Source organism: Streptomyces sp. NPDC059455 (assembly GCF_042750115.1).
Classification (GTDB): Bacteria; Actinomycetota; Actinomycetes; order Streptomycetales; family Streptomycetaceae; genus Streptomyces; species Streptomyces endocoffeicus.
The window spans coordinates 1-10,150 of the sequence record NZ_JBHYVB010000232.1 but is presented as its reverse complement, the minus strand read 5'-3'; the positions used below and the strand labels follow the sequence as shown (position 1 = coordinate 10,150).

At 69.8% G+C, this 10,150-nt stretch carries 9 protein-coding genes; 7 read left to right on the top strand and 2 right to left on the bottom strand.

Features of this window, described 5'->3' with window-relative positions:
* Positions 1–144: 144 nt before the first annotated feature.
* A complete protein-coding gene (locus ACFXB5_RS45945) occupies positions 145–2,388 on the bottom strand; it encodes a transglycosylase domain-containing protein (RefSeq protein ID WP_385219953.1) in 2,244 nt (747 codons plus the stop codon).
* 215 nt (positions 2,389–2,603) lie between these two features.
* Between ACFXB5_RS45945 and ACFXB5_RS45940 the strand changes: the two genes are divergently transcribed.
* The 5 genes from ACFXB5_RS45940 (at position 2,604) to ACFXB5_RS45920 (ending at position 7,574) form a co-directional block, all read left to right on the top strand.
* A complete protein-coding gene (locus ACFXB5_RS45940) occupies positions 2,604–3,560 on the top strand; it encodes an SPFH domain-containing protein (protein ID WP_385219951.1) in 957 nt (318 codons plus the stop codon).
* Between the two features lie 47 nt (positions 3,561–3,607).
* Entirely contained in the window at positions 3,608–3,856 is a 249-nt protein-coding gene (locus ACFXB5_RS45935; protein ID WP_385219963.1) for a hypothetical protein, read from the top strand.
* An 87-nt stretch (positions 3,857–3,943) separates the two neighbouring features.
* Positions 3,944–4,468 (top strand): PadR family transcriptional regulator, encoded by a 525-nt coding sequence (locus ACFXB5_RS45930; RefSeq protein WP_385219949.1) that lies wholly within the window; start codon positions 3,944–3,946, stop codon positions 4,466–4,468.
* On the top strand, positions 4,465–5,151 hold the full coding sequence (locus ACFXB5_RS45925) for an ABC transporter ATP-binding protein (RefSeq protein WP_385219947.1): 687 nt from the start codon (positions 4,465–4,467) through the stop codon (positions 5,149–5,151). Before ACFXB5_RS45930 ends, ACFXB5_RS45925 begins: the two co-directional genes overlap by 4 nt.
* Entirely contained in the window at positions 5,148–7,574 is a 2,427-nt protein-coding gene (locus ACFXB5_RS45920) for an ABC transporter permease (protein WP_385219945.1), read from the top strand. Before ACFXB5_RS45925 ends, ACFXB5_RS45920 begins: the two co-directional genes overlap by 4 nt.
* Positions 7,575–7,665: 91 nt before the next feature.
* Here ACFXB5_RS45920 and ACFXB5_RS45915 read toward each other — a convergent pair whose 3' ends face one another.
* A complete protein-coding gene (locus ACFXB5_RS45915; protein WP_385219943.1) occupies positions 7,666–8,628 on the bottom strand; it encodes a hydrogen peroxide-inducible genes activator in 963 nt (320 codons plus the stop codon).
* A 138-nt stretch (positions 8,629–8,766) separates the two neighbouring features.
* Here ACFXB5_RS45915 and ACFXB5_RS45910 point away from each other — a divergent pair, with 138 nt between their 5' ends.
* Positions 8,767–9,321 carry a peroxiredoxin gene (locus ACFXB5_RS45910; RefSeq protein WP_385219941.1) on the top strand — a complete coding sequence of 185 codons (555 nt, stop codon included), beginning with the start codon at positions 8,767–8,769 and terminating at the stop codon, positions 9,319–9,321.
* Positions 9,322–9,332: 11 nt separating this feature from the next.
* Positions 9,333–9,872, top strand: a complete 540-nt coding sequence (locus tag ACFXB5_RS45905) for an alkyl hydroperoxide reductase (RefSeq protein ID WP_385219939.1) — start codon at positions 9,333–9,335, stop codon at positions 9,870–9,872.
* Positions 9,873–10,150: the final 278 nt, after the last annotated feature.

Sequence of the window (10,150 nt, the reverse complement as noted above, 5' to 3'; positions counted from 1 at the left end):
AGTTTGGAGTGCTCGCCACCCTGTCAAGGTGGAGGCCGCGGGTTCAAATCCCGTCAGGACCGCTTACCCCGAAAGGGGGGGGGGGGGGGCGGGGCGCTGGGGGGCGGGGGGGGGGGGCCCGTCCCGCGCGCCCCCACCGGGCCGTCACTGCTGCTGTTGTCGGCGGAGGGTGCCGCCACCCTCGGCGTCGCCCGACGCCGAACTCGACGGGTCGGGCGGGCTCGGGGAGCTTCCGTCGTTCGACGGCGACGCCGACGACGAGGCGCTCGCCGACTCGCTCGCCGACTCGCTGGCCGACGGGGACGACGAGGGCGACTCGCTGGCGGACTCGCTCGCCGACGCGCTGGACGACGGCGACTCCGAGGTGTCGCTCGAACTCGGCGGCGCGGTCGGCTTGACCGCCGCCCCCATGTCGGTGTCCAGGTCGAACTTCGAGGCCTTGTCCCCCTTCAGCGCGGACTGGGTGTACGCGGCCCAGATCCTGGCCGGGAAGTCACCGCCGTTGACGCGGCCGCCGCCCGCGGTGCCCTTGAGCGAGACCTGCTTGCCGCCCTTCTTCGACTCGCCGAACATGCCGACCGAGGTGACCAGGTCGGGGGTGTAGCCGGAGAACCAGGCCGACTTGTTGTCGTCGGAGGTACCGGTCTTGCCCGCGACCGCCTGGCCCTGCTGCCGCACGGCCTGGCCGGTGCCGTCGTCGACCACCCCGGTGAGGACGGAGGTGACGGAGTCGGCGGCGCCGCGGCTGATCGCCTGGCCGTTGGTGGGATCGGGCAACTGGGGCCGCTCATCGCCCTTTTCGGCGGACTTCACGATCGCCGGGGTGACCTTCTTGCCATGGTTGTCGAGGGTCGCGTAGACCCCGGCCATGTCACGCGGGCTGGCGCCCATCACGCCCAGGGACATCGCGGGGCGCACATCGAAGCCGCCCGCGTCCTTCTTCATGCCGAGGTCGATGGCGGTGTTCTTCACCTTGTCCAGGCCCACGTCCACCGCCATCTGCGCGAAGACGGAGTTGACGGAGTTGTTCATGGCCTTCTGGACGGAGATGGGGCCGTAGGACTTGTTGTCCTCGTTCGGCGGGGCGAAGCCGGTGAGCGAGCCCTTGACCGGCCGCCTGCTGGTGCCGTCGTAGATGGTGCTCGCCGTGATCGGGGTGCCGTCCTGCGTGGTGGCGCCGTTCTCCAGCCCCGCGGCCAGGATCAGCGGCTTGAAGGTGGAGGCGGGCTGGTAGTCAGAGCGGGTGGCGTTGCTGGTCCAGTGCTCGGTGTAGCCCGCGCCCCCGTACATCGCCACGATGCCACCGGACTTGGGGTCCACCGAGACCGCGCCCACCTGAGCGTCGCCGTCGACCTTGCGCTTCTTCGGGTCCAGCTTGGACGTCAGCTCGGTGCGGACCGCCTTCTCCAGCGCCTTCTGCTTCTTCTTGTCGATGTTGAGGGTGACCGTCCAGCCGCCGGCCTCGAACTCCTTCTCGTCCACCCCGGCCTTGAACAGCTCGTCCTTGGCAGCTTTGATGAAGTAGCCCGCCTGGCCGTCGAGGCCCGGGATGGGGCGGGGCTCGATGGGCACATCGAACTTCATGCCCTCGCGCTCGCTCTTGGACAGCCAGTCCTTCTCGACCATGTTGTTGAGGACGTAGTTCCAGCGGGCCTTTACCAGCCGCTTGCCGTTGGGGCCCGCCGCCGACCAGTCGTACTGGCTGGGCGCCTGGAGCACCGACGCGAGATAGGCGCCCTGCGCGACGCTGAGGTCCTCGACGTCCTTGTCGTAGTACGCGCGGGCGGCGGCCTGGATGCCGTAGGCGCCGCGGCCGTAGTAGCTGGTGTTGATGTAGCCCGCGAGGATGTAGTCCTTGGACTTCTGCTGGTCGACCTTGAGCGAGATCACCAGCTCCTTCAGCTTGCGGCTGACGGTCTGTTCCTGGCTCAGGTAGTAGTTCTTGACGTACTGCTGGGTGATGGTCGAACCACCCTGCTTGCCCCGGCCCAGCGCGGTGTTGATGAGACCGCGGGCGGTGCCGGAGAACGAGACGCCGGAGTCCCCGTAGAAGTCCTTGTTCTCGGCGGCGACAAAGGTGTGCTGCACCTTCTTGGGAATCTTGGACAGCGGCACCGACTCGCGGTTGACCGTGCCCTCCTTCGCCATGATCGTGCCGTCGCTGTACTTGTAGACGTTGGCCTCCGCCTTGGCCGCGGCGTTGGCAGGCGGAACCTCCACCAGCAGATAGAGGACGAAGAACGCACCGACGAGCAACGCACCGAGCCCCAGGAAATACCCCAGCAGCCACTTCCAGGTGAAGAAGCGGCGTATGCCCCCCGACTTCGCCGCCCGCTTGGCTCTGCGAGCGCTCTGCTGCCGCGCGCGTCGCTCTTCCGCTCTACCCATCGCTCCCGCCGCTCCAGTCCGTAAGCCCCCAGGCCAGCTCATGAAGCTAACACCGCAACAACCATCAAATGCCCATCGATCAAGCTTTTTCCGAAGGTGACAAAAAGCACCCGCTCCAAGGGAACTGACGGCTTACGGGCGCCAAGGGTTGCCACCGGCCCATAATGTGCTATCACTTTGCTAGACGCACCACCGAACGAAGCGGGGAGCCCTCCATGTCCGACGCCACCTCAACCGACGCCCTCACCGGCCAGGCCGACATACCGTCCCTCCCGGAGCCCCGGGTCCGGGAGCGGCCCGCGCACAACGTCAGCGGCGGACTGGCCCTGCTCGGGGGCCTGGCCGGACTCGCGGGCGGTGTCGGGCTGATCCTCGCGGGCGCCGCCGTCGCCGCCGAGCACAAGGGCACCTTGTCCACGCTGCTGATCGTCTCCGGCATCGTGGTGATCATCGCCGCGATCCTCACCATGTGCGGCCTCAACACCATCGCGCCCGGCGAGGCCCGGGTGGTCCAGCTCTTCGGCCGCTACCGCGGCACCATCCGCACCGACGGGCTGCGCTGGGTGAACCCGCTCACCAGCCGGGAGAAGATCTCCACCCGGGTGCGCAACCACGAGACCGCGGTGCTCAAGGTCAACGACGCCTACGGCAACCCGATCGAGCTCGCCGCGGTCGTCGTCTGGAAGGTCGAGGACACCGCCCAGGCGATGTTCGAGGTGGACGACTTCCTGGAGTTCGTCGCCACCCAGACCGAGGCCGCCGTCCGGCACATCGCCATCGAGTACCCGTACGACGCCCACGACGAGGACGCCCTCTCGCTGCGCGGCAACGCCGAGGAGATCACCGAGAAGCTCGCCATCGAACTGCACGCCCGGGTCGAGGCGGCCGGGGTCCGCATCATCGAATCGCGCTTCACCCACCTCGCCTACGCCCCGGAGATCGCCTCCGCGATGCTCCAGCGCCAGCAGGCGGGCGCGGTGGTGGCCGCGCGCCGCCAGATCGTGGACGGCGCGGTCGGCATGGTCGAGGCGGCGCTGGCCCGGATCGCCGAGGAGGAGATCGTGGCGCTGGACGAGGAGCGCAAGGCCGCGATGGTCAGCAATCTGATGGTGGTGCTCTGCGGGGACCGCTCCCCGCAGCCCGTTCTGAACACCGGCACGCTGTACCAGTGACGGACGAGAGCGAGCGGAAGGCACGGCAGCCGCGGCAGCGCAAGCAGATGCTGCTGCGGCTCGACCCGGCCGTCCATGACGCCCTCGCGCGCTGGGCCAACGACGAACTGCGCAGCGCCAACGCGCAGATCGAGTTCCTGCTGCGCAAGGCGCTCGCGGACGCGGGCCGGCTGCCCGGCGCGGCGCGCCCGATCCCACGCCGGGGCCGCCCGGCGCGGCGACCCGCCGAGGGCACGGAGGGCGAGGGCCCCACCGAGGGCCCGGAGGGCACCGGCCGCGAGCCGCGCCGGCCCTGACCTCTTCCGCACCCTTCTGACCTGCGGAAACACACCTCACAGTGCGGCTATACACTCCAGGTATACGCATGGTGTAGAGTGCTGGGCATGTCAATTGGCCACACCCTGCTCGGACTCCTCGAGGGCGGCCCGCGCCACGGTTATGACCTCAAGCGAGCCTTCGACGAAAGATTCGGACACGACCGCCCGCTGCACTACGGGCAGGTCTACTCGACCATGTCCAGGCTCCTGAAGAACGGCCTGGTGGAGGTCGACGGCATCGAGCACGGCGGTGGCCCGGAGCGCAAGCGCTACGCCATCACCGACGCGGGCATCACCGATGTGGAGCACTGGCTCACCCAGCCCGAGAAGCCCGAGCCCTACCTCCAGTCGGTCCTCTACACCAAGGTCGTCCTCGCCCTGCTCACCGGGCGCGACGCGGCCGATCTCCTCGACGTCCAGCGCGCCGAACATCTGCGGCTGATGCGCGAGCTGACCCAGCGCAAGCACGGCGGCGACCTCAGCGACCAACTCATCTGCGACCACGCCCTCTTCCATCTCGAGGCCGATCTGCGCTGGCTGGAACTCACCGCCGCCCGCCTCGGCCAACTCGCCAAGGCGGTGCGTTCATGACCCCGGCAGGCTCCTTGCTGATCGCCACGTCCCTGCACAAGACGTACGGTCACACCCCCGCCCTGGACGGTGCGGACTTCTCCATCCACCCCGGCGAGGTCGTCGCCGTCATGGGCCCCTCCGGCTCGGGCAAGTCGACGCTGCTCCACTGCCTGGCCGGGATCGTGAAGCCGGACTCCGGCTCCGTCCAGTACAACGGGCGCGAGCTGACCGCCATGTCGGACGCCGAGCGCAGCGGTCTGCGCCGCGGCGAGTTCGGCTTCGTCTTCCAGTTCGGCCAGCTCGTCCCCGAGTTGAGCTGTGTGGAGAACGTCGCGCTGCCGCTGCGGCTGAACGGCACCAAGCGCAAGGAGGCCGAGACCCGGGCGTCGGCCTGGATGGAGCGGCTCGAGGTCGCCGATGTGGCGCACAAGCGTCCCGGTGAGGTCTCCGGCGGTCAGGGGCAGCGGGTCGCCGTCGCCCGGTCGCTGGTCACCGGGCCGCGGGTGCTGTTCGCCGACGAGCCGACCGGTGCGCTGGACTCGCTCAACGGGGAGCGGGTGATGGAGCTGCTGACCGAGGCCGCCCGGGAGTCCCGTACCGCCGTGGTGCTGGTCACCCACGAGGCCCGGGTCGCCGCCTACTCCGACCGCGAGGTCGTCGTCCGCGACGGCAAGGCCCGCGATATGGCGGGGGTCCGATGAGCGGCCAGGACGCCCCGGCGAAGGAGTCCCGCTCCCGCGTCTCCGTCGCCCGCTGGGCCGCCGATCTGGCCATGGGCGGCCGGTTCGCGGTCACCGGCGGCCGGGAGAGCTGGGCCAGGACGATCATGACGGCGGTGGGCGTCGGCCTGGGGGTGGCGCTGTTGCTGCTGGCCTCCTCCGTCCCCAACATGTACCAGCAGCGCAACGAGCGGGGCGACGCCCGCTCCGCGCTCAGCTTCGGGGACACCGAGGTGAAGCCCGGCCCCGATACGCTCCACCTCAGCGACGCGGGCACCGACTATCGCGACCAGGACATCTCGGGCAAGGCCATGGCCCCCGACGGCAAGGGCACACCGCCCCTGCCGCCGGGCATCGACCGGATACCGGCCGCCGGTGAGATGTGGGTGTCCCCGGCGCTGAAGAAGCTGCTCGGCTCCGACGAGGGCAAGCTGCTCCGGGACCGGTTCCCGTACCGCAGCATCGGGGTGATCGGCGACAGCGGCCTGTCCGGCCCGAGCCAACTCACCTACTACGCGGGGATCTCCCAGAAGGCGTTCGACAACGTCAACTCCGAGTACCACATCGACCACTGGGGCCCGGCGAAGAAAAAGGGCAAGGACGAGCCCCTGGACCCCGCGCTGCTGCTGCTGATCATCGTGGGCTGTGTGGTGCTGCTGCTGCCGGTGCTCATCTTCATCGCCACCGCGGCCCGCTTCGGCGGTGAGCGGCGCGACCGGCGGCTGGCCGCGCTGCGGCTGGTCGGCGCGGACATCCATATGACCCGGCGGATCGCCGCCGGTGAGTCGCTCTTCGGCTCACTCTTCGGGCTCGCCGTCGGCGGCGGGCTGTTCCTGCTGGTGCGGGAGCTGGTCGGCGGCGTCGACGTCTGGGGCATCAGTTTCTTCGCCTCCGACATCGTGCCGAGCGCCCCGCTCGCCCTGGTGATCGCGGCGGCCGTGCCCGCCTCGGCCGTCATGGTCACGCTGATCGCCCTGCGCGGTATCGCCATCGAGCCGCTGGGCGTCGTCCGGAACGCCAAGCCCAAGCGCCGGCGTCTGTGGTGGCGGCTGCTGCTGCCGCTGCTGGGCATGGGCCTGCTGCTGCCGCTCGCGGGCGGCTTCGGGGCCGGCAGCGGCGGAGGCGGCGGCGACATGAAGGCGTACCAGGCCGCGGCCGGTGCCGTCCTGCTGCTCATCGGCATCACCGCGCTGCTGCCCTGGGCCGTCGAGGCCGTGGTGGAACGGTTCGGCGGCAGGGGCTCGGTGCCCTGGCAGCTCGCCACCCGCCGGCTCCAGCTCAGCAGCGGCACCGCCTCGCGCGCGGTCAGCGGCATCACGGTCGCCGTCGCCGGGGCCCTCGCGCTCCAGATGCTCTTCGCCAGCGTGCAGTCCCAGGACACCGAGGAAACCGGCCAGGACCCGCACCGCGCCCAGCTGATGGCGAACGTCCCGGTGAGCAACGGCGACCAGGCCCGCGACGCCTTCGAGCGGTACCGCGCGACCAAGGGCGTGCGCGACATGCTCGGTGTCACCGAGGGCTACGTCTCCGCTCTGCACCACAGCAAGGACGGCCCGTCGACGGCCCCGGAAGAGTCCCTCACCGTCGCCGACTGCCCCTCACTGCGCGAGGTGGTCCGCATCACCAGCTGCAAGAACGGCGACACCTTCTTCGTCGAGATGCCGCCCGACTACTACGAGGACGGCGAGAAGTTCGCCAAGCCGGGCGCCCAGGTCAATCTCACCTTCGACGACGAGGGCATGCCGGACCTGCGTCACAAGAAGCTGTGGACGATTCCCCGCTCGGCCAAGGTGGTGAAGTCCCGGCGGGACCCGATCGGCAATGAGCGCACCGGCATCTTCGCCACCCCCGGTGCCTTCGACGTCGCCAAGCTGGCGAAACCAAACGCGGCGGCCATGATCCGGCTGGACCCGAAGGTCCCGGACGGGGTCGAGTACGTACGCAACACCAGCGCGGCGCTCTCCCCGGCGATGGATGTCATGCGGCTCTCCAGCACCTCGCAGTCCGATGAGTTCCAGGCCATCCGCAAGGCCCTGTTCATCGGCGCCGCCGCGACCCTGCTGCTCATCGGGGCCAGCATGATCGTGACCACTCTGGAGCAGCTCCGCGAGCGCAAGCGGCTGCTGTCCGTCCTGGTCGCCTTCGGCACCCGGCGCACCACGCTCAGCTGGTCCGTGCTGTGGCAGACCGCGGTCCCGGTGGTGCTGGGCCTGGCGCTGTCGATCGCGGGCGGGCTGGCGCTGGGGGTGATGCTGCTGAAGATGGTCGGCCAGCCGCTGGCCGTGGACTGGTCCGGGCTCGCCACCATGACCGGCATCGGCGGCGGGGTCATCCTGCTGGTGACCCTGGTCAGCCTGCCGCCGCTGTGGCGGATGATGCGGCCGGAGGGGCTACGGACGGAGTAGCTCCCTCTGCTGACCGCCACTGGGGGCCGTTCCCACCTGCGGGAACGGCCCCCGGTGGCATGTTCGGGCGGACCGGCCCCCGATGATGTGTTCAGAAGGTCCGGGCGACCCGTACCGGCAGCGGCCGCAGCGCCTCCCGCAGCGCCTCCGCGAACGCCTCGAACTCCTCCGTGCGCGCCGCGCCCGCCCGCATCGCCAGGGCGATCCGACGGGCGGGCGCCGGATCCGCGAAGTCGCCGGTGGCCAGGTGGTCGTTGCGCGCGGTCTCCACCCGGAGCGCGGTGCGCGGCAGCAGCGTCACCCCGAGTCCGCCCGCGACCAGCTGCACCAGGGTGGAGAGCCCGGCGGCGCTGGTGGTCACCGGGGTGCCGTCGGTGCGGCCCGCCTCACGGCAGATGTCCAGCGCTTGGTCGCGCAGGCAGTGGCCCTCGTCGAGCAGCAGCAGATCCAGCTCCTTGAGCGCCTCGCGGGGGATGTCATCGCGCCCGCCCAGCCAGTGGTCCCGGGGTGTGACCAGGACGAAGTCCTCGTCGAACAGCGGGATTTCGACCACCCCGGGCGCGCCGAGCGGCACCGCGAGCAGCAGCAGATCCAGACGGCCGTGGGCCAGCCCGTCCAGCAGCGAGGCGGTCTGCTCCTCGTGCACCTGGAGATCGAGCCGGGGGTAGCGCTCATGCACCAGCCGCAGCACGGTCGGCAGCAGATACGGCGCCACGGTCGGGATCACCCCGAGCCGCAGCACACCGGTGAACGGCGCCCGCGCCGCCTCGGCCTCCTCCAGCAGCTCCCCGACCGCTTCGAGCACGGTGCGTGCACGCACCGCCAGCCGCTCCCCCGCCGGACTGAGCAGCACCTTGCGCGTCGTACGCTCGAGCAACTGGACACCGAGTGTCTCCTCGAGCGCCGCGACGGCTCCCGAGAGCGCGGGCTGGCTCATCCCGATGGCGGCCGCGGCATCGCGGAAGTGCAGCTGCTCCGCGACCGCGACAAAGGCCCTGAGCTGGGAAATGCTCGGCTGGCGCGGTTTGCCGGGCGGTGTGGGTGATGCGGCCACTGATAGCCACCTCCAATCAACCCCACCGAGTGTAGCTATTTCACTGATCAATGCACTCTGTGCCAAGGTAGGACCGTCCAACCCCAGGAAAACCCGGATGACCGGGTCCTTCCTACGCAAAAGCTGCAAGGAGTGTCCGTGCTCACCGTCGGTGACAAGTTCCCCCAGTACGACCTGACCGCCTGCGTGTCGCTGGAGAGCGGCAAGGAGTTCGAGCAGATCCACCACAAGTCCTACGAGGGCAAGTGGCGCGTGGTGTTCTTCTGGCCCAAGGACTTCACCTTCGTGTGCCCGACCGAGATCGCCGCCTTCGGCAAGCTGAACGACGAGTTCGCCGACCGTGACACGCAGATCCTCGGTGTCTCCGGCGACTCCGAGTTCGTCCACCACGCCTGGCGCAAGGACCACCCGGACCTGCGCGACCTGCCGTTCCCGATGCTGGCCGACTCCAAGCACGAGCTGATGCGCGACTGCGGCGTCGAGGGCGAGGACGGCTTCGCGCAGCGCGCCGTGTTCATCGTGGACCAGAACAACGAGATCCAGTTCACCATGGTGACGGCCGGTTCCGTGGGCCGTAACCCCAAGGAGGTCCTGCGGGTGCTGGACGCCCTGCAGACCGACGAGCTGTGCCCCTGCAACTGGAGCAAGGGCGAGGACACCCTGGACCCGGTGGCCCTCCTCTCCGGAGAGTGAGCTGATTCGCCATGGCACTCGATGAGCTCAAGTCCGCGCTGCCGGACTACGCCAAGGACCTCAAGCTGAACCTCGGTTCGGTGATCGGCAACTCGGAGCTTCCGCGGCAGCGGCTGTGGGGCACCGTGCTGGCCTGCGCGATCGCGTCGCGTTCGGCGCGCGTGCTGACCGAGCTGGAGCCGGAGGCCAAGGCCAACCTCTCGCCGGAGGCGTACACCGCCGCCAAGTCGGCGGCCGCCATCATGGCGATGAACAACGTCTTCTACCGGACCCGGCATCTGCTGTCCGACCCGGAGTACGGCAACCTGCGCGCGGGGCTGCGGATGAACGTCATCGGCAACCCGGGCGTGGAGAAGGCCGACTTCGAGCTGTGGTCGCTGGCCGTGTCCGCGATCAACGGCTGCGGAATGTGCCTCGACTCGCATGAGCAGGTGCTCCGCAAGGCGGGCGTGGACCGCGAGACGATCCAGGAAGCCTTCAAGATCGCCTCTGTGCTGCAGGCGGTCGGCGCCACCCTGGACGCCGAGGGCGTCCTGGCCGCCAACGGCTGACGCGCACGGTCAGAGCCTGTGTCATATCCCCGGCCGGGCGTGCGACGTCTGGCACGCACGCTCGCCGCGTTGCCGAAACGCCCATGTGGCTCCGCCACGAGGGCGCTCCGGCGTCTTGCGATCGCACGCACCAGACGCCGCACGCTGATCCGACCGGGGATATGACACAGGCTCTCACGGAAGACCCGAAGGGCGCCCCCCCCTAAAGGTGGGCGCCCTAACGCGGTGGTTGAAACGCCCAGGGACCCGGCGCGGAGAAATGGGCCCGCCCCGCCCCG